Source organism: Glutamicibacter sp., assembly GCF_050701915.1.
In the GTDB taxonomy this organism is placed as follows: Bacteria; Actinomycetota; Actinomycetes; order Actinomycetales; family Micrococcaceae; genus Glutamicibacter.
Window position 1 is genome coordinate 1 of sequence record NZ_JBOGEG010000023.1, and the last position, 21,156, is coordinate 21,156.

Here is a 21,156-nt window from a genome sequence, read left to right on the forward strand (position 1 = left end):
CCTGGGAGCAGTTACCACGGTAACTGCTCCCAGGCCTTTCGCTGGTTAACGCTGCGGGAGGCCTTAGCCGCGCAGCTTAGCCATCCACGCTTCAACCTCTTCAGGCTTGCGCGGCAGGGCAACGCTCAGGTTCTCGGCGCCATCGGCGGTGACCAGAATGTCATCCTCGATGCGCACGCCCAGGCCGCGGTACTCTTCGGGGATCGCCAGATCCTCGTCCTTGAAGTAGAGGCCAGGCTCGATGGTGAAGACCATGCCCTCTTCCAGCTTGGCATCCAGGTACAGTTCGGCGCGTGCCTGGGCGCAGTCGTGCACGTCCAGGCCCAGGTGGTGGCTGGTGCCGTGCGGCATCCAGCGGCGGTGGTGCTGGCCCTCTGGATCCATGGCTTCTTCCACCGAGACCGGCAAGATGCCCCACTCGGAAAGGCGCTCAGCCAAAACGCGGGTAGCGATCAGGTGCAGGTCGCGGAACTTCAAGCCCGGCTTGGCCGCAGCGAAGGCGGCATCGGCGGCATCCAGCACGGCCTGGTAGACCTTGCGCTGCACGTCGGTGTACTTGCCGGAAACCGGCAGCGAACGGGTGATGTCTGCGGTGTAGAGGGATTCGGCCTCGACACCGGCATCCAGCAACAGCACCTCGCCCTGCTTGACGGTTCCGGTGTTGCGGATCCAGTGCAAGATGGTGGCGTTGTTGCCCGAGGCGGCGATGGTGTCGTAGCCCAGCTCGTTGCCCTCAAGGCGGGCGCGGGCGAAGAACGCGCCTTCGACAACGCGTTCGCCGCGTTCGTGGGCGACGGCCTTGTCCAGGTTGCGCACCACGTCTTCGAAACCGTTGATGGTCGCGGCAACGGACTTGCGCAGTTCGGCGATTTCGTAGGCGTCCTTGACCAGTCGAAGCTCGGAAACGAACTCGGCCAGCTCGGTGTCCAGGGCGTCGCTGGCTTCCAGGTCCTGGCCGGTGTTGATGCGCGAGGTATCCACCAGCGCCTCGATGTTCAGGTCCACCTCGCGCACCAGGCGGATACGGATGCCGCCCAGGGCCTGCGGGCCGGAGTTCTTGGTGATCGCGATTTCCAGCTGTTCCAGCGAATCGGTGGGCATCCCGGTGCGCGCCGACAGCGAGGACAGGGTTGGGCGCGGACCCACCCAGAATTCTCCGGAACGCGAGTCCAGGTAGAAGTCGGTGGTGTCGCGGCCAGCCATCGGTGCGAAGTACAGGGTGGAAACGTGGTTGGAGCCGTGCTCGCCAACGCCGTCATCGGTTGGTTCCATTACCAGTACGGCGTCGGGCTCGTGGTCGACGCCCAGGCCGGTCAGGTGGGCGAACGCCGAATGCGGGCGGAAACGGTAGTCGGTGTCGTTCGAACGGACCTTGAGCGGACCGGCTGGAATGACGATGCGTTCACCCGGGAAATTTTCCGAGAGCTTGGCACGGCGAGCTGCTGCGTAGCTGGCGGCGGCATCTTGTTCTGGCAGATCCGAAGTGTCTTGCGCCCACGAGGAGGCCATGAAGTCCTGGAATGCCTTGGACGTTGGACGCTGGGAACGGTTGTTCACGCGGTCTTCCAACGGCTGATCAGTGCTTGGTGCAGATGAATCTTGATTGGTCATGTTCCAAGTGTGTCACCATCAGCTGTATCCCAGCAAAGAATCAGCGCAGGGGATAACCTAGGCATATGCGAATTGACCTGCACACCCACTCCAATGTGTCCGACGGAACTGAAACTCCGGCCGAGTTGATGCACGCCGCTTCGGTTGCGGGCCTGGATGTCGTGGCGTTGACAGATCATGACCAGACCACCGGTTGGGCCGAAGCCGCGGCGCAAGCCGCGAAGCTGGGACTGGGATTCATTCCAGGCATGGAAATCACCTGCCAGGATACCCACGGCATCAGCGTGCATCTGCTCAGCTACCTGCATGACCCCGACTACCAGCCGCTGCTCGATGAGCTGGATAATGCGCTGAACTCGCGGATCGTTCGCGCCCGTCGCATTGTCGACCTGCTGGCCGAGGACTATCCGATCAGCTGGGACCTGGTGGGGGAGCATTGCCTGCCGGGTTCTACCGTGGGCCGCCCGCATATTGCCGATGCACTGGTGACCGCGGGGGTGGTGGACAACCGCAATGAAGCGTTCGCCAACATCCTTTCCTCGCGTTCGCGCTATTACGTTTCGCATCCAGCGGTGAATCCTGCCACTGCGGTGCAATTGGTGCGGGAAGCCGGTGGCGTTCCGGTGTTCGCGCACCCCAAGGCCTCGGCTCGTGGACGGGTAGTTCCCGATTCCACGTTCTACGAGATGATCGATGCGGGTTTGGCCGGGGTCGAAGTGGATCACCGGGACAATACCGCCGAAGGAAAGGCCTGGTTGCTCAAGCTGGCCGCCGATCGCGGCCTGATTGTCACCGGCTCTTCCGACTATCACGGCACCGGAAAGCTGAACCGGCTCGGTGAGAATCTCACCGAGCCGGAAATGCTGCAAAGAATTATTGCTGAGGGGACTGGAACTCAGGCCTCGATATAGGTGGTGCTTCCAGGCAATCGAGCCTTCATCACCTCGATGGCCTCGGGGTTCTGGTCAATCAGCACATACTGGCGTTCTAGTTTCGCCGACACCGCACCGGTGGTGCCTGAGCCTGCAAAGAAGTCCAGTACCCAATCGCCGGGGCGCGATGACGCGGCGACAATCCGGCGCAGCACGCCTTCGGGTTTCTGCGTCGGGTAGCCGGTCTTTTCCTTGCCGGTAGGCGAGACGATCGTGTGCCACCAGACATCTGTCGGAAGCTTGCCCAGGGCGCGCTTCTCCGGGGTCACCAGGCCGGGGGCCATATACGGCTCACGGTCCACCTCGGCCGAATCGAAGTGGTACTTCTTCGGATCCTTCACGTAGACCAGGATGGTGTCGTGCTTGGCCGGCCAGCGGCTCTTGGCGCGGGCGCCATAGTCGTAGGCCCAGATCAGTTCGTTCAGGAAGCAGTCCCGGCCGAAAATTCCGTCGAGCAGCACCTTCACGTAATGCACCTCGCGGTAATCGAGGTGCACATAGAGCGTGCCGTCCTCGGCCAGCAGGCGGTGGGCCTCGCGTAGCCGCGGCTCGATGAAACTGAGGTAGTCATCGAAGGTATCGTGATAGGAACGGGCGATTCCCAGTTCGGTGTTGTACTCGCGTCCCTTGAATCCGGTGCGGTCGCCTTCGCCTTCGGCAGCGCGAACCATGGTGCGCTGGGCACGGGTTTGCTTGCGTCCGGTGTTAAATGGCGGGTCCACGTAGATCAAGGTGAAGCTTTGATCGGGCAGGGTGCCAAGGATGGAGAGGTTATCACCGTGATACACGGTATTACCCGAGGCTGGAACGCCGGACGCGTGGGCGTCCTGCGTTCCAGCATCAGGCAAAGCTGGTTCTTCGGGTAGAGCGAGCACCGCTGGTGTGGGTTCCTTTCGGAAAAGTTGGCTGACCGGTTGGACTGGGAATTAGTCCTGGCCGCCTGCTTCGGTGCTGCGGGTGCGGCGGCGCGGACGGCGGCGGCGTGCAGCGGCTGCGCCCTCGGTCGTCGCCTGCTCCTCGCCGGAAGCGTGGGTTTCGCGGTGGCGCTCGTTTTCGCGTGCCGGACGGTCCTGCTTGCCCTTGGAGTGGCCGTGGCGTGCGCCCTCCTGCTCGGCACCGGCGTCCTGCGCGCCGCGCTGCTGCGTCTGCTCGCCGTTCACGGTGCGGGTGCGGGTACGCGAGTTGCTGCGGCGGCGCGGGGTGCGTGCCGAATCCTCGCGGCGTGGCGAGCCATCGCCCTCAGCTGCCGCGGTCTTCTTTGCACGCTGCAAGCGGCCCTTGGTGCCCTTGGGGATTTCCAGGTCGGCGAAGAAATGCGGCGAGGACGAGTAGGTTTCTACCGGCTCGGGAACGTTCAGGCCCAGCGCCTTGTTGATCAGCGACCAGCGGGGCACCGAATCCCAGTCCACGAAGGTGACCGCGGTACCGGTGTTGCCGGCACGGCCGGTACGGCCCACGCGGTGCAGGTAGGTGTTCTCATCATCCGGGCACTGCAGGTTGACCACGTGGGTGACGTCATCCACGTCGATGCCGCGGGCCGCGACATCGGTAGCTACCAGGATGTCGACCTTGCCGGCGCGGAAGGCCTTCAGGGCCTGCTCGCGGGCGCCCTGGCCCAGGTCGCCGTGCAGTGAACCGGCGTTGAAGCCGCGGTCCACCAGCTCATCGGAGAGCTTGGCAGCCGAGCGCTTGGTCTGGGTGAAGATGATGGTCTTGCCGCGGCCTTCGGCCTGCAGCAGGCGGGCCACCATCTCGTCCTTGTCCATGTTGTGCGCGCGGTAGACCAGCTGGCGGATGTTGCGCTTGGTCAGCGAATCATCATCGCCCGGATCCTGGGCGCGGATGTGGGTGGGGCGGGTCATGTAGCGGCGGGCCATGGTGATCACGGCGCCGGGCATGGTGGCCGAGAACAGCATCGCCTGGCGCACCGGCGGCAGCGCGGCCAGGATGCGCTCGACATCCGGGAGGAATCCCAGGTCCAGCATCTCGTCGGCTTCGTCCAGGACCACGGTGCGAACCTGCTTGAGGTTCAGCACGCGCTGGCGGTTCAGGTCGATCAAGCGGCCCGGGGTACCGACAATCACGTCGGTGCCGGCCTTCAGGGCATTGATCTGCTCTTCGTAGGGGCGGCCGCCGTAGATGGTGGTGATCGAGATTTTCGAGTGCTTCGAAGCCTGGGCCAGATCGGCGCCGACCTGGATGGCCAGCTCGCGGGTTGGGGCGACGATCAAAGCCTGCGGGGCACCGGGGAATTCAAGATCCCCGTAGCCCTTGTCGCCCTCGCGGATCACGCGCTGCAGGGCAGGGATGCCAAAGCCCAGGGTCTTGCCGGTACCGGTCTTGGCCTGGCCGATGATGTCGTTGCCGCCCAGGGCAACTGGCAGGGTCAAGGCCTGGATGGGGAAGGGGTGGACGATCCCGGCTTCCGAAAGCGAAGCAACAATGTCTTCGCGAACCTTCAGATCGGCAAAGCTCTGCTTGATTGGCTCTGCGATGGTTGGCTCATTGTCTTGTGGTTCGGCAGCTGGTGCCGAAAGCGTCGTGTCAGTCACGATGTCTTTGTTCTCGTTTCATGTGGGCACGGTACCTGCTCCATTCCGGCTTGCAACAAGCCAGGAGCATGCGGGTACCGCACGAATCCAGCGGAGCCGATCGCTACTTTCACGTTAGGTGGCTTGGTCAAGCACCTGCGGGATGGCGGCCGCTGGGAAGTCGCCATAAAACTGTTTCATCTATCAGCCCATTGCGATCGGGCATCCTATTTACTAATAGGCCAAGCATAACCGGTTTTGCCCGGAAACCCGGGTTTAGGAGTCTTAGGCCACGATTTCGAAGCTGATCTTGCGGGCCGCAGGATCGGCCTGGACCAGCTTCACGCGCACCAAGGTGCCCGGCTGCGCGGATCCGGTAAAGACACCGGTGACCGGTTCATCGGCCAGCTGCAGCACTCCGGGACGAATCTTCCCATCCTCTTTTTGCTCGGCTGACTTCAGCACGATGGCATGGAATTCTTCCCCCACACGTGTTTTGAGCACATAGGCTTCGAGCAGGTCCACGGCCGCATTGTTCACCCGGTTGGCGGCAATGCTGCTGGTACGCATCAGCCCGGGCAGCTCTTCCAGGGCCGAGGTGAGCTGCGCGGGGATCGGCTGGCCGGTGGAGAGCAGGTGGCAGGTGAGCAGCACAAAGCGGTCCACGAGCCGGCGCAGCGGCGCGGTGGTGTGCGCGTAGGGTGCTGCCAGTGCCGCTTGGATCAGTTCTTCTTCTGGCTGCCCGTCTATGACCTGGTAGTCCGCACCGCGGAACAGCGCGGCGGCACGATGCATGATGACCAGTTGCTTCGGGTCGCTGACATCCAAGGCATGCAGGTACTGCCCATAGCTGAGCGTTGCGTCCCACGGCGTGCCCAGCAACTGGGTTTGGGTGCGGAATTCCTGCTGGTCCGCCTCATCCGGGGCGGGCATGGTGCGCAGGATGCCCACACCGGCCTCGAGCATGATGCGGGCCGCGGCAATGCCGGTGAGCAGGGAAATCTGCGCGTTGTGCCCTTCCAGGGGCAGCGGGGTGCGGCTGACCAGCTTGTAGCCTTCGCCTGCTTCTTCAATTTCCTGATCCGGCAGGTTCAATGAGGCGCCGCCGCGCAGCTGCTCTTGCAGCAGGCGCGCTGCACCGATTTCGGCGAGCAATTCCAGCTGCTCATCGGGTTCCCCCGAATCCAGCCGGGCCTGGGCCGAGGCATAATCCAGCTGGGCTAGGGACCGGATGCGCGCGCGGTTCAGCGCGACCTCGCCCAGGGAGCCATCGGCATCCAGCGAGATTTTCCAGTGGAAGGCCGGGCGGTCCTGGTCTGGCAGCAGCGAGCCCTGGTCCTCGGAGATCAGCGGCGGGTGCAAGGTGATCTTGCGGTGCGGCAGGTAGTAGGTCTGACCGCGTTGGCGGGCCACCTGGTCCAGCTGGCTGCCCAAGGCCACGAAGGCGGGCACGTCCGCAATCGCATAGTGCACGGTATAGCCTTCGCCGTTTCGTTCGAGGAACATCGCCTGGTCAAGGTCGGTGGCGCCGAGCGGATCAATGGTGAAGAACGGGATGCCGGTGGCGTCTTCTTCGGGGTGCTGAACCTGGGCTACCGCCAGTTCTGCGGCTTGCAGGGTTTGCTCGTCGAAGGGCGCCGGTACCTCGAACTCTGCTTCAAGGCCGAGCAGAAGCTGGGCCAGCGAATTGGCGGGAACCGGGCGGGGGCTGCGGATTCTTCGTTCAGTCACCCTTTAGCAATATCACGACTCGGTGAGTCAAATCACTATTTGGGCAAAGAAATAGCCGGTTTCGCTTCTAAGCGAAACCGGCCACCAGCCGCCAAGGCGATGCCTTGGCAAGCAATAAGAGCTACTGTGCGAAGCCGACGCGGCGGACTTCTTCTGGGCCAACCTCAACGTAAGCGATGCCAGCAGAAGGCACCAGGACCTCGCGGCCCTTTGGATCCTTCAGTGCCAGAACGGTTCCGTCGGCGATAGCCTTCGAGACCAGCTCATTGACTTCGGCGTTGCTGAGCTCGGAGTCAAGTACAACTTCGCGGGCTACATTCTGAATGCCAATGCGGATTTCCATGATTGTCGCAGATCCTCTCGAACGAAATAGGTGTCCCGTGTGGGTCCTCTGAACACTAATTTAGCTAGTTTTCTTTCGGGAACTGCGAAATTCCGCGCCAAGCTAAACGGGAGATCAGATCCACGGCGGCATTCTGGTCCACCGAGGAGCTGCTGGTGGCCCAGTAGCGTGCCGAAACCTGGGAGAGCCCGGCCAAGGCGCGGCCTGCCAGCAGGCCTTCGTCCTCGCTCATATCGGTATCCTCGACCACTACGCGGGCGATGGAGGAAGCCAGCGAACTGTTGAACTGCTCGATGCGATGGGCGATCAGCGGATCCGAGAGCACATCGGATTCGAAGATCAGCCGGTACGCCTGGGATTCGCCCTTGATGTAGCTGTAGTACGTGTTGATGGTGGCGAAGACGCGCTCGCGGTTGTCATTGGTGGAGCGGATTGCTTCATCCAGCTGCCGGCTGAAGTCGGCCAGGTGCGAATCCAGCAGGGCGAGATAGAGTTCGCGTTTGCCGGGGAAATGCTGGTAGAGCACCGGCTTGGAAACCAGGGCGACTTCGGCGATTTCGTCCATGGACGCACCATGGTAGCCATGGGCCACGAAAACCTGGTGCGCTGCCTGCAGCAGCTGGCGCCGTCGCGCTTCACGGGGCATCCGTTGCGGGCGGGTGCCTTTGATATTTTCGAGTTCCGTCATGTCGAATGGGGCCTTTCCAGCTGCAGAGCGACCAGCTCCCAAGTCATCGAAGGAATTCTCGGGGGCTAACCTACTTGGAAGTAGTATTCCATGCTTCTGCGCGGAAAGTAGAAATATGCAGGGGGAAATCAGGTTTTCTACGCTGATTTGGCTTCCGGGGCGGCCGGGCAGTTGCCCTGGACCTGCGTAGTCTCCGATTTCCCGGGCTCCGGCTGCGACAGCTCCAAGCCGTAGAGGGTTTCCAAGGCCGAGACATATTCGCTGGTGCGGCCTTCGCCTGCCAGTTCACGGGCACGCACGGTAGGCACATGCAATAGCTGGCGTACCATGCGGCGCATGGCCAGTTCCACTTCCTCGGCCGCGGCGCTGCAGCCGTGCTGGGCGCGGACCTTGGCGATCTCGGCATCCAGAACGGACTTGGTGTGCTGGCGCAGCGCGACAATCGCGAAGTCGGCTTCGCGTTCACGCTGAGCGGCGGCAAACTCTGCGGTGGCGTTCTTGACGATGCGGCTAGCCGCGTGAACGGCCATTGCCTGCTCGGTCGGGGCGGCCATGCGCACCGATTCCAAGGTAATCAGTTCAACATCCGGCAGTTCGACCAGGGTCGGGTCGAAGTCGTGGGTGAGCGCCATGTCGATGGCGATCAGGGGGTGCTTTTTCACGCGCAGCGCTTCAAGCTCTGCGCGGGCCAGCTGGTGCCCGCCGCCGGAGCAGCCAACGATGATGTCAGCTTCACGCAGGGCCTGCGGCAGCAATTCGTCGCTGAGCGGGAAGCCGCCACGCTTCGCGGTGAAATCTGCGGCGCGCCCGGAATGCGAGTACACCGAGATGCGCTGGACGCCGCGTTCCTTGAGCAACGCCATGGTGGCGCCAGCGTAGGAACCGGTGCCAAAGAGCACGACGTCCTGCTCGGACCAGTCGCGGCCTTCAGCGGCCAGTTCCTCGGCCAGATCGAGGGCCACCGAAACTACGGACTTGCCTTGGGTGCCAAGGTCGGTATTCGAACCGACATCCTTGGCTGCGCGGGTGGCGTTCTGGAACAGCCGGGTGAGGTTGCTGGTAGTGGTCTTCTCCTGCTGCGCCTGGGTCAGCGCGCGACGCACCTGCCCAGCGATTTCGCGTTCGCCGACAACGGCCGAGTCCAGCCCTGCGCCTACGGAGAAGAGATGCTCAACTACCGGGTCGCCTTCCAGTGTGGTCAGGCGGCGGGCCAGGAATTCAGGGGCGAGGTCGGTGCTTGCAGCTAGCTCGTTGACCAGATGTTCCGCTGCGTCCTCCACGTGGTCCACGTCTGCGTAGACTTCGAAGCGGTTGCAGGTGGCCAGCACGACGGCGCCATTGATAGCCGCCGAACCGTTAATGGAGGCAGCTGCCAGCCCGTCGGCCGAAGCACTGATTTGTGCGACGGTCTCCAGATCGAGCTGGGAATGCGATGCGACAAGAGATAAGAAAACCACAGTGACCCCAGAATAGGCCGGAAAATACCTGCAGACAACGCAGGTGTGCCTAAATCCGCATGGTTCCAAGGGGTTAGTTTGCTCACCTTCCCCTGCGGGCGAACGCAGTAAATGGGCTTTTAATCTGAAGAGTTGGCAGAATTGGGGCATGACCCTGTCGCAGAACCATCCGTTGATTGATGGACGTACCCAAGATTCCGCTTTGATCCAAGCTTTGACCGGCAAGAAGCCGTCGCATCACCCGGTGTGGTTCATGCGCCAGGCCGGCCGCTCGCTGCCTGAATACCTGAAGCTGCGTGAAGGGGTGAGCATGCTCGACTCCTGCCTGGACCCAGCCATGGCCAGCGAGATCACCTTGCAGCCGGTGCGCCGCCACAAGGTGGACGCTGGCATCTTCTTCTCGGACATCGTCATCCCGCTGCGCCTTGCAGGCATTGGCGTGGACATCGTGCCAGGCGTTGGCCCGGTACTGGACACCCCGATCCGCACCAAGGAACAGGTAGCCGCCCTTCCGGAACTGACCGACGAGTCGCTGGAACCAATCCGCGAAGCCGTGCGCTTGACCGTGGCCGAGCTGGGCAAGACCCCGCTGATCGGTTTCGCCGGCGCGCCATTCACCGTGGCCGCCTACATGGTCGAGGGCAAGCCAAGCCGCGACCACTTGGGCCCGCGCACCATGATGCACACCGACCCGGAGGTCTGGGACGGACTGATGAGTTGGGCTGCCGACGCCTCAGGCAAGTTCCTGCGGGCGCAGGTTGAAGCCGGTGCCTCGGCCGCGCAGCTCTTCGACTCCTGGGCTGGTTCGCTCTCGCTGCCGGATTACCAGAAGCATGTCGCCCCGTACTCGGTGAAGTCCCTGGACTACGTCCGCGACCTGGGCGTGCCATTGATCCACTTCGGCACCGGCACCGGCGAACTGCTCACGGCCATGCGCGATGCTGGCGTGGATACCGTGGGCGTGGACTACCGCATCCCGCTGGAAACTGCGATTGAACGCTTGGGCCAGGAAGTTTCGGTCCAGGGCAATATCGACCCGGCGCTGCTGGCTGCCCCGTGGGAAGTTCTCGAGGCACACGTGCGCGAAGTGGTCGCAGCAGGCAAGAAGGCCCGCGGACATGTGGTGAACCTGGGCCATGGCGTTCCGCCAACCACCGACCCAACCGTGTTGACCCGTGTGGTGGAGCTCATTCACTCGCTGTAATTCAACAGGTCTAAGCTAGGTTTAACGCTGTGTCCCAACTGGCCCTCGACGCCATGGCCAGGGGACAGGGCATCGGCATATTGTGAAGGTAGAAGGTGCTAGGCACGTGAGCAAGGAACAGCGCAATCTGCGCGCAGGGGATTCAGCTGAAGCCACCGGTGTGTCCAAACCGCGACGGGATATTGCCAACGATGCCGCAGCACACGCCTTGCGCCTGATGGAAAAGGTGCGCAGCGCCAGCGAAGCTCGCCTAGCGAAGACCGAATCGGCCGATCAGGCCCAGAAGCCGCTGGCCCCGCATGCGGTGGTGATTGGCGGCGGCATCGCCGGCCTGGTCGCTGCCCGCGAACTTCGCCAGACCGGACACGAAGTGACCGTGCTGGAAGCAACCGGCAACTTCGGTGGCTGCGTGCGCACCACCGAAGTAGCCGGCATGAAGATCGATGCAGGCGCGGAATCCTTCGCCCTGCGTGGCGGCATTGTTTCCTCCTACCTCGACGAGCTGGAACTGGGCGGGCAGATCGCCAGGACCTCAGGAGAGCGAGCCTGGCTCATCCAGGGGGAGGAGCAAGAAATTCTTGCTCACCAGATGCCAGCCACCGCAATGCTGGGCATCCCGGGCAATGTGCGCACCGACGAGGTGCGCGGCATCATTGGCCGACCGGCCACCGTGCGTGCCGCGGCGGACCTGATCACTCCCATGAACAAGAAGTGGGCCACTGAAAAGCTGTCCATCGCCGAAGTGGTCCGTTCCCGCATGGGCCAGGCAGTACTGGACCAGCTGGTGGCCCCGGTCATCAACGGCGTCTATTCCACCGACCCTGCCAAGATTTCCATTGATGCCGCCGCACCTGGCCTGCGCCAAGCCATGCAGGAGACCGGTTCGCTGGCTCGCGCCGTCACCCGGCTGCAGGCTTCGGCACCGGCAGGCTCGCGTGTGGCTGGTATCAACGGCGGCATGTACACCATGGTTGAAGCCCTGGTTTCCCAGCTGGAGCAGGCAGGCGTTGCGCTGGTGCGCAATTCGCCGGTGACCTCTTTGCGCCACGATGCGCAGGCGCCAACCCCGTACGCAGTTACGACCCTGGGCCAGGAACTGCACGCTGACCGTGTAGTTCTCGCGACGCCCGCCGAGCCGGCACTGGGGCTGCTGAACCCCCTGCTGGCAGCTGAAGAGCAGATCGCCGGCGAAAGCGGTGCCAACGCCATTGCCTTGGCGATACTGGTTGTAGATAAGCCGGAACTCGATGATGCCCCGCGCGGCTCCGGTGTGCTGGTCTCCAGGGACGCGCCGCTGGCGGCCAAGGCATTGACCCACTCCACGGCCAAGTGGCCATGGCTGGCCGCAGAGGCCGGCCCCGGCACCCACGTCCTGCGCCTGTCCTTTGGACGTATCGGCGAACATGAGCAACTTGTCGAATCCGGTGATGATTCCGCTCTCATCGACCAGGCAATCAAAGATGCTTCAAAGATTCTCGGTGTTCAATTGCATCTTGATGATGTCTTGGGAAGCACCGTTTCACGCTTCAGCGACATGGTTCCGCTGCAGGGCCAGGCCGCTACCGCGCGCCGCGCGCAACTGCAGCGCAGCCTGTCGGGCTTCGAAGGGCTCGATGTGGTTGGCGCATGGATTGCCGGCACAGGATTGGCGCGAGTTATCGCCCAAGCCCGCAGTGCCGTCGCGATCAGCGCCCGCTAACCGCACCCGGGCCAACTATCCTGGACTTTTGTCCGAAACCAGATCAAGGAGAATATCAAGTGAGCAACGCACCGGAGCATAATTCCCCAGTTATTCGTGAACGCGAAAATGCAGGAGAAAACCCGACGTTCTTCTACACTCTCTGGACCATTTTCAAGCGTTCGGAAATTGTCGAGCGTTCCGAGGCTGCTGCCGCTGAATTCGACGCATTGGTCTCCGAGCTGGCCGCCGAAGGCGCCACCGTGCGCGGCATCTACGACGTTTCGGCCATGCGCGAGGACGCTGACGTGATGTTCTGGGTGCACGGGCCATCGGCCCAGCTGCTGCAGGCATCGATGCGCAAGATCCGCCGTTCGGCGCTGCTGGCCGGCACCGAAATCGTTTACTCCACCATGGCGGTGCACCGCGAAGCGGAATTCGCCAAGGACCACTCGCCAGCGTTCGCCCGCGGCCTGGATCCGAAGGAATGGATGACCGTTTACCCATTCGTCCGCTCCACCGAGTGGTACACCCTGGATCCAGCAGCCCGCGGCAAGATGCTGCGCGACCACGGCATCCTGGGCCGCGAATTCCCGAACGTGTTGGCCAACACCGTAGCCGCCTTCTCCTTCGGCGACTACGAATGGCAGATCTGCCTCGAAGCCGACGACATGATCGATCTCGTCGACATGATGCGCCACCTGCGCTACACCGAAGCTCGCCACCATGTGCGTGAGGAGACTCCGTTCTACACCGGCCGCCGCATCTCGGCAGCCGAAGCGCTAGAGGTACTGAAGTGAGCCAAGCCTTTGACCCCCGCGAGGGATACGACCGCAACGGCCAGATGATTCCCAAGTCCTACGATGCCATCTTGCTGGCTTCCTTCGGCGGACCGGAAGGGCAGGATGATGTCATCCCGTTCCTGCGCAAGGTCACCGAGGGCCGCGGCATCCCGGACGAGCGGCTGGAAGAAGTTGCGGTGCACTACCGCAAGAACGGCGGCGTCTCGCCAATCAACGCGCAGAACCGTGCGCTGAAGGCCGCGCTGGAAGCCGAGCTGGCTACCCGCGGCATCGACCTGCCCATTTACTGGGGCAACCGCAACTGGCACCCGTTTGTCGACGACACCCTCAAGCAGCTGGCCGCCGACGGCCACCGCAAGGTGCTGCTCATGGGCACCGGCGCCTACTCCGGCTACTCGGCCTGCCGCCAGTACCGCGAGGATGCGGGCATGGGACTGGTCAACACCGGCCTGGACGGCGTGGTGGAAGTGGACAAGCTGCGCCAGTTCTTCGACACTCCTGCCTTCGTGACCCCCTTTGTGGATTCCTTGCGTTCCTCGCTGGCCAACGTGCGTGCGCAGCTGGCCGAAGCAGGCAAGGAAGACGGGGAGATCAAGATCGTTTTCGTCACCCACTCCATTCCGATGGCCGACGCCGAGGCAGCAGGACCCGAAGGCATCCGGGCCGCAGGCTACGGGAATCTCTACACCAGCCAGCACCAGGCGGTGGCCAACTACATCCTGTCCCAGGTAGAAGAGGCCAAGGGCCTGGAGCACAGCCTGGTCTACCAGTCCCGCTCCGGGGCACCGCATGTGCCATGGCTGGAACCGGATATCAACGACGCGCTGGAAGAAGATGCCGCAGCCGGCGTTGCCGGCGTCGTGGTCGTGCCCATTGGTTTCATCTCGGACCACATGGAAGTCATGTGGGATCTGGATACCGAAGCCAAGGACAGCTGCGCGGAACTGGGCCTGGCCTTTGACCGCGTTGCCACCCCGGGCACCCACCGGGCGTTCGTCTCCGGCCTGGTCGACATGGTCGAAGAGCGCCTGGCTGGCCCCGATGGCAAGGCACTGCGCGCCGGCCGCGCTTCGGTCGTCGAAGGCGGCCCATGGTTTGATGTCTGCCGTCCGGGCTGCTGCGAGAAGCGCGCCCTGGACGGATCCTTGCGTCCGACCATCGGCGCAGTTGATTCAGAAGTTGGTGTACCGAAGTCATGAGCGAATCATTTCGCGTAGGAACGCGCGGCAGCGCGCTGGCGACCACCCAGACCGGGTGGGCCGCGCAGCAGCTGGCGGGGATCTCGGGCCTGGCAGTGCAGACTGTGCTGGTCAAGACCGAAGGCGATGTGGTGACCGGCTCGCTGGCCACCCTCGGAGGCACCGGTGTCTTCGCCGCCGCGCTGCGCCAGCACCTGCTCGATTCCGGTTGCGATCTTGCCGTGCACTCGCTCAAGGACCTGCCCACCGCGCAGCCCGAGGGCCTGGTCCTGGCATCGATCCCGCCGCGCGAGGATGTCCGCGACGCCCTGTGCTCGCGCGACTCGCTGGGCTTGGACCAGCTGCCTCGGGGCGCGATGATCGGAACCGGTTCGCCGCGCCGTGCAGCCCAGCTGCTGGCCTACCGCAGCGACTTCGAGATTGTCGATATCCGCGGCAACGTCCCCACCCGCTTGGGCCGCGTCAAGGGTGTCGGGAACACCCTGGATGATGGCAGCGTGGGACGCGGCACCCAGGGCGACCTGGACGCCGTGATCCTGGCAGCTGCCGGCATGCGCCGGCTGGGCTTGGACAAGCACATCACCGAGTACCTGGACCCGGCCATCATGCTGCCCGCTCCGGGCCAGGGCGCCCTGGCGCTGGAAACCCGTACGGCGGGCACCGGCCACGGCGCATTGGATGCGGCCTTGGCGCAGCTCGATGATGCCGCCACCCGCATGCAGGTGGAGGCCGAGCGTGCGCTGCTTTCGGAACTGGAAGCCGGCTGTGCCGCCCCGATTGGCGCCTTGGCCCATATCGAGGGCGATGAGCTGGTCCTCGAAGCGGTCGCCTGCAACCCCGATGGCTCGCAGACCATGCGCCGCAGTGCCCGCACCACGGCCAGCTCCGTGGCCTCGGCGCAGAAGCTGGGCCGTTCGCTGGCGCAGTCGATGATCGCTGATGGCGCTGCCGTCGTGGCCGGGCTGGCTTAGTTCCGGCAGATGGCTTATCAAGCACTGATCCTGCGCAACCCGGCGCGCGCCGCGGCCACCGTGCAGGAATTCGAACAGCTGGGCATCATCTCGTGGTGCGCCCAGCTGATCGAAACCGCCTGGCCCCGGGACCGCAGCCAGCTGCACCGCATGGGCGAGGAACTGGTTGCCGGCCGCTACAGCTGGCTGGTTTTCACCTCGGTGAATACCGTCCACGTTGTTGAACAGGTTTTGGCCGGCCGGCAGCTTCCCGGAGAACTGCGGATTGCTTCGGTAGGCCAGAAGACCACCGAGGCGATTGCCCGCCTATTGGGACGTCCGGTGCACTTCCAGCCAGCCGAGCAGTCGGCTGCCGGGATGGTGGCCGAATGGGCGGTGGAAGCCGGGGCGAGGATCTGCTATCCGCATGGGGATCTGGCCAGCTCAACGCTGGCAGACGGGCTGGCCAAGCACGGCGTCGAGGTTGCCGAATGCATTGCCTATGAAACCGTGGATGCCGGGCGCGGCGGCCAGCCGGTCACCGAAACGGCAGCCGCACCGGGGATCAAGGTCCTGCCGGCGGCGCAGATCGGTGCCAAACTGGAAGAGCTGGATCTGCTGGTCTTCCCGGCCCCCAGCGTGGCCCGTCGCTTCATCCAGCTGGCGGGAAGCCAATTGCCTGCCAGGACGCAGACCATTGCCATCGGCAAGCCGACGGCCGCGGCCATGGAACGGGCCGGGTTGCCCGTGCACGCAATTGCCGCGCAGCCCACGCCGCAGGGCCTGGCCCGTGCGGCCGAAGAATTGCTCCAGCGCACCGGTTCTGCCGGTGCCGGAGACAGCAATGCCGAATAAGAAGTTATTGAGAACTGGAGAAAGAGGAGCCATGGGTTTCCCCCAGCATCGCCCGCGCCGGTTGCGGCAGAATTCTGCCATCCGTCGCCTGGTGGCAGAAAATGAGCTTTCGGCCCGCCAATTGATCCTGCCAGCCTTCGTGCGCGAGGGCCTGAGCCAGCCAAACGAGATCACTTCCATGCCCGGGGTCTACCAGCACACCATGGACTCGCTGAAGGCGGCCGCCAGCAACGCGGCCGAACAGGGGCTGGGCGGCATCATGCTCTTCGGCATTCCCGCAGAGCGCGACGAGACCGGCTCGGCGGGCCTGGACCCGCAGGGCATCCTGAACCAGGGCATCGCCGCGGTGCGCGCCGAGGTGGGCGATGAACTGGTGGTCATGTCCGATGTCTGCCTGGATGAATTCACCTCGCACGGCCATTGCGGCGTGCTCGACGAGCAGGGCAACGTGGATAACGATGCGACCTTGGAAATCTACGGCCAGATGGCCGTGGCCCAGGCCGAGGCCGGCGCCCACATGCTGGGCCCATCGGGCATGATGGATGGCCAGATCGGCTTCATCCGCCAGGCCCTGGATGCCGCCGGGCGCCAGGATGTCTCCATCCTCGCCTACAGCGCCAAGTACGCCAGCGCTTTCTACGGTCCCTTCCGCGAGGCCGTGGACTCCCAGCTGGTGGGGGATCGCCGAACCTACCAGATGGATTCGGCCAATCGCAGCGAAGCGGTGCTGGAAGCAGAACTGGACATTGCCGAAGGCGCCGACATGATCATGGTCAAGCCGGCCATGAGCTACCTGGACATCGTGCGCGATATTGCCGATATCTCCCCAGTTCCGGTCTCCGCCTACCAGATTTCCGGCGAGTACTCGATGATCGAGGCCGCCGCCGCCAACGGCTGGATCGACCGCAAGGCCTCCGTGCTCGAATCGCTGCTGTCGATCAAGCGCGCCGGTGCCCAACAGATCCTCACCTACTATGCAGCCGAAGTTGCCGGCTGGCTCAAGGAAGGCAAGTAATAACATGTCGAACTCTGAAAAGCTTTTCGCCGAAGCCCGCGAAGTCATGCCAGGTGGCGTGAACTCCCCGGTGCGTGCCTTCGGTTCGGTCGGCGGCATTCCGCCATTCATGGTCGGCGCCAAGGGCGCATACCTGACCGATGCCGACGGCAAGGAGTATGTCGACCTGGTGTGCTCGTGGGGTCCGGCACTGCTCGGACACGCCCACCCGGAAATCCAGGCTGCCGTGCACGCGGCCGTGGACCGCGGATTGTCCTTCGGCGCATCCACCCCGGATGAAGCCAAGCTCGGCGCGCTGATCAAGTCCCGCATGGGCGGGGTGGAACGCGTGCGCATGGTCTCCACCGGCACCGAAGCCACCATGACCGCCGTCCGTCTGGCCCGCGGCTACACCGGCCGGGACCTGGTCATCAAGTTCTCCGGCTGCTACCACGGCCACCTCGACGGACTGCTGGCCGACGCCGGCTCGGGTGTTGCCACCCTGGCCTTGCCAGGTTCCGCCGGCGTTACCGCTGCCACGGCAGCAGAGACCTTGGTGTTGCCCTACAACGACCGCGCAGCCATCGAGGCAGCCTTCGCCGAGCACGGCGCGAACATCGCCGCGGTGATCACCGAATCGGCTCCGTGCAACATGGGCGTTGTAGTTCCCGAGGACGGCTTCAACAAGTTCCTGAAGGAGACCACCGCCAAGCACGGCGCGCTGCTGATCCTCGACGAGGTCCTCACCGGCTTCCGCGCTTCCTCGTCGGGCTATTGGGGCCTGACCGGCAAGGAAGAGGGCTGGAACGCAGACCTCTACACCTTCGGCAAGGTCATCGGCGGCGGTTTGCCCACCGCGGCCCTGGGCGGACGCGCCGAGGTCATGGATTACCTAGCTCCGCTGGGTCCGGTCTACCAGGCAGGCACGCTGTCGGGCAACCCGGTAGCCATGGCTGCCGGCATCGCCCAGCTGACCCACGCCACCGAGGACGTCTACGCGCATCTGGCCAAGCAGTCCGAGGCGCTGCAGGGGGCTATCACGCAGTCCTTCAATGCTGCAGGCCTGGACCACTCGATCCAGCGCGCCGGCACCTTGTTCTCGGTAGCTTTCGGCACCTCCGAAAGGGGAGTGCGCAACTACGCTGATGCGCAGGGCCAGGAAGCCTTCCGCTACGCACCGTTCTTCCACTCGATGCTGGACTCCGGGGTGTACCTGCCGCCAAGCGTCTTCGAAGCATGGTTCGTCTCGGCAGCCCATGATGATGCCGCGATGGAGAAGATCTTCGCTGCCCTTCCAGCTGCTGCCCGGGCCGCTGCGGCTGCCACGGCCTAATCCCAGGCCCCAGGGGGCAATAGCCAGGGCCAGACAGGCACCGCGAGGTGCTTGCCTGGCCCTGGCTCATTTAAGCCTGGAAAGACGGCGGGAAACGGAACTGCCCGAGTTCCGTGAACGGAACTCGGGCAGTCAAGGCTCAAGCGCTGGGGAATGCCCCATGGCTGGAAACCGGATTAGAAAGCGGCGATGACGCTGCCGTCGGTCCAGGTCTTCTCGATGTAGTCGCGGACCTCATCGGAGTGCAGCAGCTCTTCGAGCTTCGCAACAGCCGCGGTCTCTTCGCCGTCGCGCCAGGTCAGGAAGTTGGCGTTGGGGTTGTTCTCGCCGGATTCCTGGGCAAGCATTTCGTCCTTGTTCAGGTTCGCCTGGACGATGTAGTTGCCGTTGATGACTGCCAGGCCGATGGAATCATCGGACTTGTAGTACTGGACGACCTGCTCGGCGTTGGCGTCTGTGATTTCGAGGTTCAGCGGGTTCTTGTCCGCGTTGCCGTTGACGGTCAGCAGGGAGTCGTCATCGCTGAGGTTCTGCAGCAGACCAGCTTCCTCCAGGACGCGCATGCCGCGGATCTGGTTCACTGGGTCGTTGTTCAGCAGCACCTTGGTGCCTTCGGCGACATCCTTGGCGTCCTTGAACTGCTTCGAGAAGACGGTCATTGGCTCAACGTGAACACCAGCGCCGTGCGCGAACTCGTAGCCCTTTTCCTTCATCTCGGTTGCCAGGTAGGCCTCGGTTTGGAAGTAGTTGGCATCCAGGGAGCCGTCGGAAAGTCCGGTGTTCGGGGTGACATAGTCGTCGATCTCAATGACATCCAAGTCGATTCCGGCTTCCTTCGCCAGATTCTCATCGATGAAGTTCAGGATGTCAGCCTGTGGGACCGGGCTGGCGCCTACCTTGATAACCGTCGGGTTTGCTGGATCCAAGGTCGCTGAAGCATCAGCAGTTGGTTCGCTGCTGCCGCAAGCGGCCAGGGCGAATGCGGCGGCAACACCGGTGATGGCGAGTGCGAGTTTCTTGCGCATAACTTGTCTTTCCTTAGGTAGAGCCGTGAGGCACAGTGCGAGCGGATTTGCCGTGGCCTCAGCGGTTCCACGGCGCCACCGGATCAACCGGCGGAAGTTTTGACTAGCGGTGATCGACCTTGCGGGCAATCGCATCACCGATGACCTGCACCAGCTGGACCAGGATCACGATAATCACGATGGTCGCAAGCATGATGGGCATGTTGTAGCGGACGTAGCCATAGTTGTAGGCCAGGCGACCCAAACCGCCACCGCCTACCAAGCCAGCCATCGCGGAGTAGCCGATCAGGGTCACCAGGGTGGTAGTGACTGCCGAGATGATGCCGGGCATGGCTTCTGGAACCAGGACCTTGCGGATGGTTTGCAGTTTGGTGGAACCCATCACCAGCGCGGCATCGACCTTGCCAGCGGAAACATCGCGCAAGGCGGTTTCCACCAGGCGGGCGAAAAACGGAACGGTGCCGATAGTCAACGAGACCGAGGCGGCGATCGGGCCCAGGGCGGTGCCGATGAGCATCGCGGCGAACGGAATCAGGGCGACCATCAAAATGGCGAAGGGAATCGAACGGGTGATGTTCACGATAACCGTGGAGAGAATCGCGTTCAGCCAGCGTACTGGCGCCAGTCCGCCTTTGCCGGTTACATGCAGCAAGATGCCCAGCAGCAGTCCGATGATCACGGTGATCACACCTGAAATCAGGACCATCTGCAGTGTTTCGACGGTCGCTTGGCCTACGGCCTTGAGCACGGTGGGGGTGAAGAAATCCATTGCTTACTTGGCTCCCTTCACGGTAACGGCGATGCCGGTGGACTTCAGGTGGTTCACGATTGCATCCAGGTCCGCGTCAGGAGCCAGCTGCAGGCGCAAGTGCGCGTACTGCTGCTCGCCGAGCTGCTCAACAGATCCGGCCAAGACGTTGACATCGGTATTGAACAAGCGGGAAATGGAAGAGATGACAGGCTGGGTCGCCTGGTCGCCGGTGTAGAGCAGGTCCAGAATCGGGCCCTCGCCCTCCACGCGCGGTGCATCGCCCGGAAGCGGGAGCAAGGTGGAAGCCAAACTGCCTCCGGCATTGGTGATGACCTGTTCGATGTTGCCGTGCTCCACGATCTTGCCGGCTTCAAGCAGCGAGACGGAATCGCAGGCTTGCTTCACGACGTGCATTTCGTGGGTAATGATCAGCACGGTGATGTTCAACCGATCGCGCAGCTTCCTGACTAAGTCGAGGATCTCGTCGGTGGTCTTTGGATCCAATGCACTGGTTGGCTCATCGCATAGCAGGACATCCGGATCGGTTGCCAGTGCCCGGGCGATGCCTACGCGCTGGCGCTGGCCACCGGAAAGCTGGGATGGGTACCCTTTGGCGAACCTGGTCAGGCCCACGAGCTCCAGGAGTTCAGCGACCTTGGCATCAATTTCGGCTTTGGGCGTGCCCACGAGCTCCAGCGGGTACGCCACGTTCTGCTCGGTGGTGCGCGAATCGAAGAGGTTCGCGTGCTGGAAAACCATGCCAATTCGACGTCGCGCATTCCGCAACTCGTCGGTGCTGACGTTGGTCAGCTCCTTGCCGTTAACGGCAACGGTTCCGGACGTGGGCTGGTCGAGCAAGGTCAAGCAACGGACGAGAGTGGATTTACCCGCTCCGGAATGTCCGACGATGCCATGAATTTTCCCGGTAGGGACTTCAAGGCTGACACCATCAAGGGCAACAACATCCTTGCCGTCTTGCTGGTAGACCTTGCGCAGGTCACTGACTGTGATCACTAGGCGTGTTCCTTCAGATTCTCAAAGGGTGTAGAGAGTACCCTCCATTGAATCATC

The 21,156-nt window shown here is 63.3% G+C and carries 19 protein-coding genes; 9 read left to right on the plus strand and 10 right to left on the minus strand.

The window, feature by feature from the left end; all coding sequences use genetic code 11:
• Positions 1-63: 63 nt before the first annotated feature.
• The gene (locus ACRDT3_RS13130) at positions 64-1,611 is read right to left on the minus strand and encodes an aminopeptidase P family protein (protein ID WP_431493400.1); all 1,548 of its coding nucleotides are present in this window, start codon (positions 1,609-1,611) and stop codon (positions 64-66) included.
• Positions 1,612-1,676: 65 nt separating this feature from the next.
• Here ACRDT3_RS13130 and ACRDT3_RS13135 point away from each other — a divergent pair, with 65 nt between their 5' ends.
• Complete coding sequence (locus ACRDT3_RS13135; protein WP_431493401.1) at positions 1,677-2,522, plus strand: PHP domain-containing protein; 846 nt, start codon at positions 1,677-1,679, stop codon at positions 2,520-2,522.
• Here the strand turns inward: ACRDT3_RS13135 and ACRDT3_RS13140 are convergent.
• From ACRDT3_RS13140 to ACRDT3_RS13165, 6 genes are all read right to left on the minus strand, one after another.
• Positions 2,507-3,391 carry a DNA-methyltransferase gene (locus ACRDT3_RS13140; protein WP_431493444.1) on the minus strand — a complete coding sequence of 295 codons (885 nt, stop codon included), beginning with the start codon at positions 3,389-3,391 and terminating at the stop codon, positions 2,507-2,509. The genes ACRDT3_RS13135 and ACRDT3_RS13140 overlap by 16 nt on opposite strands.
• Before the next feature lie 78 nt (positions 3,392-3,469).
• Positions 3,470-5,095 carry a DEAD/DEAH box helicase gene (locus ACRDT3_RS13145; protein ID WP_431493402.1) on the minus strand — a complete coding sequence of 542 codons (1,626 nt, stop codon included), beginning with the start codon at positions 5,093-5,095 and terminating at the stop codon, positions 3,470-3,472.
• A 264-nt stretch (positions 5,096-5,359) separates the two neighbouring features.
• A complete protein-coding gene (locus ACRDT3_RS13150; protein WP_431493403.1) occupies positions 5,360-6,805 on the minus strand; it encodes an RNB domain-containing ribonuclease in 1,446 nt (481 codons plus the stop codon).
• Positions 6,806-6,926: 121 nt separating this feature from the next.
• Complete coding sequence (locus ACRDT3_RS13155) at positions 6,927-7,148, minus strand: DUF3107 domain-containing protein (protein ID WP_431493404.1); 222 nt, start codon at positions 7,146-7,148, stop codon at positions 6,927-6,929.
• Positions 7,149-7,212: 64 nt separating this feature from the next.
• Complete coding sequence (locus ACRDT3_RS13160) at positions 7,213-7,836, minus strand: TetR/AcrR family transcriptional regulator (protein ID WP_431493405.1); 624 nt, start codon at positions 7,834-7,836, stop codon at positions 7,213-7,215.
• A 137-nt stretch (positions 7,837-7,973) separates the two neighbouring features.
• Complete coding sequence (locus ACRDT3_RS13165; RefSeq protein ID WP_431493406.1) at positions 7,974-9,293, minus strand: glutamyl-tRNA reductase; 1,320 nt, start codon at positions 9,291-9,293, stop codon at positions 7,974-7,976.
• Positions 9,294-9,441: 148 nt separating this feature from the next.
• On the opposite strand from ACRDT3_RS13165, the gene hemE reads away from it, so the two are divergent.
• The 8 genes from hemE (at position 9,442) to hemL (ending at position 18,309) form a co-directional block, all read left to right on the plus strand.
• Positions 9,442-10,497 carry a uroporphyrinogen decarboxylase gene (gene hemE / locus ACRDT3_RS13170; protein ID WP_431493407.1) on the plus strand — a complete coding sequence of 352 codons (1,056 nt, stop codon included), beginning with the start codon at positions 9,442-9,444 and terminating at the stop codon, positions 10,495-10,497.
• Positions 10,498-10,603: 106 nt separating this feature from the next.
• Positions 10,604-12,196: a protoporphyrinogen oxidase gene (gene hemG / locus ACRDT3_RS13175; protein WP_431493408.1), complete on the plus strand. Its 1,593-nt coding sequence runs from the start codon at positions 10,604-10,606 to the stop codon at positions 12,194-12,196.
• 92 nt (positions 12,197-12,288) lie between these two features.
• Complete coding sequence (gene hemQ / locus ACRDT3_RS13180) at positions 12,289-12,975, plus strand: hydrogen peroxide-dependent heme synthase (RefSeq protein WP_431493445.1); 687 nt, start codon at positions 12,289-12,291, stop codon at positions 12,973-12,975.
• Positions 12,972-14,177 (plus strand): ferrochelatase, encoded by a 1,206-nt coding sequence (locus tag ACRDT3_RS13185; RefSeq protein WP_431493409.1) that lies wholly within the window; start codon positions 12,972-12,974, stop codon positions 14,175-14,177. The genes hemQ and ACRDT3_RS13185 overlap by 4 nt, the downstream gene beginning before the upstream one ends.
• Positions 14,174-15,148, plus strand: a complete 975-nt coding sequence (gene hemC / locus ACRDT3_RS13190) for a hydroxymethylbilane synthase (protein ID WP_431493410.1) — start codon at positions 14,174-14,176, stop codon at positions 15,146-15,148. Before ACRDT3_RS13185 ends, hemC begins: the two co-directional genes overlap by 4 nt.
• 9 nt (positions 15,149-15,157) lie before the next feature.
• On the plus strand, positions 15,158-15,982 hold the full coding sequence (locus ACRDT3_RS13195; RefSeq protein WP_431493411.1) for a uroporphyrinogen-III synthase: 825 nt from the start codon (positions 15,158-15,160) through the stop codon (positions 15,980-15,982).
• 31 nt (positions 15,983-16,013) lie between these two features.
• Positions 16,014-16,997 carry a porphobilinogen synthase gene (gene hemB, locus ACRDT3_RS13200; RefSeq protein WP_431493412.1) on the plus strand — a complete coding sequence of 328 codons (984 nt, stop codon included), beginning with the start codon at positions 16,014-16,016 and terminating at the stop codon, positions 16,995-16,997.
• A gap of 4 nt (positions 16,998-17,001) precedes the next feature.
• On the plus strand, positions 17,002-18,309 hold the full coding sequence (gene hemL / locus ACRDT3_RS13205) for a glutamate-1-semialdehyde 2,1-aminomutase (protein ID WP_431493413.1): 1,308 nt from the start codon (positions 17,002-17,004) through the stop codon (positions 18,307-18,309).
• Between the two features lie 176 nt (positions 18,310-18,485).
• Here hemL and ACRDT3_RS13210 read toward each other — a convergent pair whose 3' ends face one another.
• The 3 genes from ACRDT3_RS13210 to ACRDT3_RS13220 form a co-directional block, all read right to left on the minus strand.
• Positions 18,486-19,334 (minus strand): MetQ/NlpA family ABC transporter substrate-binding protein, encoded by an 849-nt coding sequence (locus tag ACRDT3_RS13210; RefSeq protein ID WP_431493414.1) that lies wholly within the window; start codon positions 19,332-19,334, stop codon positions 18,486-18,488.
• A gap of 103 nt (positions 19,335-19,437) precedes the next feature.
• A complete protein-coding gene (locus tag ACRDT3_RS13215; RefSeq protein ID WP_431493415.1) occupies positions 19,438-20,103 on the minus strand; it encodes a methionine ABC transporter permease in 666 nt (221 codons plus the stop codon).
• Positions 20,104-20,106: 3 nt separating this feature from the next.
• Positions 20,107-21,099 carry a methionine ABC transporter ATP-binding protein gene (locus ACRDT3_RS13220; RefSeq protein ID WP_431493416.1) on the minus strand — a complete coding sequence of 331 codons (993 nt, stop codon included), beginning with the start codon at positions 21,097-21,099 and terminating at the stop codon, positions 20,107-20,109.
• Positions 21,100-21,156: the final 57 nt, after the last annotated feature.

Excerpts from the sequence above, each read along its gene's own strand:
- ACRDT3_RS13130 (WP_431493400.1), bottom strand. The coding sequence starts at position 1,611 with ATGACCAATCAAGATTCATCTGCACCAAGCACTGATCAGCCGTTGGAA.
- ACRDT3_RS13160 (WP_431493405.1), bottom strand. The coding sequence starts at position 7,836 with ATGACGGAACTCGAAAATATCAAAGGCACCCGCCCGCAACGGATGCCC.
- ACRDT3_RS13155 (WP_431493404.1), bottom strand. The coding sequence starts at position 7,148 with ATGGAAATCCGCATTGGCATTCAGAATGTAGCCCGCGAAGTTGTACTT.
- ACRDT3_RS13135 (WP_431493401.1), top strand. The coding sequence starts at position 1,677 with ATGCGAATTGACCTGCACACCCACTCCAATGTGTCCGACGGAACTGAA.
- hemB (WP_431493412.1), top strand. The coding sequence starts at position 16,014 with ATGGGTTTCCCCCAGCATCGCCCGCGCCGGTTGCGGCAGAATTCTGCC.
- ACRDT3_RS13210 (WP_431493414.1), bottom strand. The coding sequence starts at position 19,334 with ATGCGCAAGAAACTCGCACTCGCCATCACCGGTGTTGCCGCCGCATTC.
- hemC (WP_431493410.1), top strand. The coding sequence starts at position 14,174 with ATGAGCGAATCATTTCGCGTAGGAACGCGCGGCAGCGCGCTGGCGACC.
- ACRDT3_RS13195 (WP_431493411.1), top strand. The coding sequence starts at position 15,158 with ATGGCTTATCAAGCACTGATCCTGCGCAACCCGGCGCGCGCCGCGGCC.
- hemL (WP_431493413.1), top strand. The coding sequence starts at position 17,002 with ATGTCGAACTCTGAAAAGCTTTTCGCCGAAGCCCGCGAAGTCATGCCA.
- hemE (WP_431493407.1), top strand. The coding sequence starts at position 9,442 with ATGACCCTGTCGCAGAACCATCCGTTGATTGATGGACGTACCCAAGAT.
- ACRDT3_RS13215 (WP_431493415.1), bottom strand. The coding sequence starts at position 20,103 with ATGGATTTCTTCACCCCCACCGTGCTCAAGGCCGTAGGCCAAGCGACC.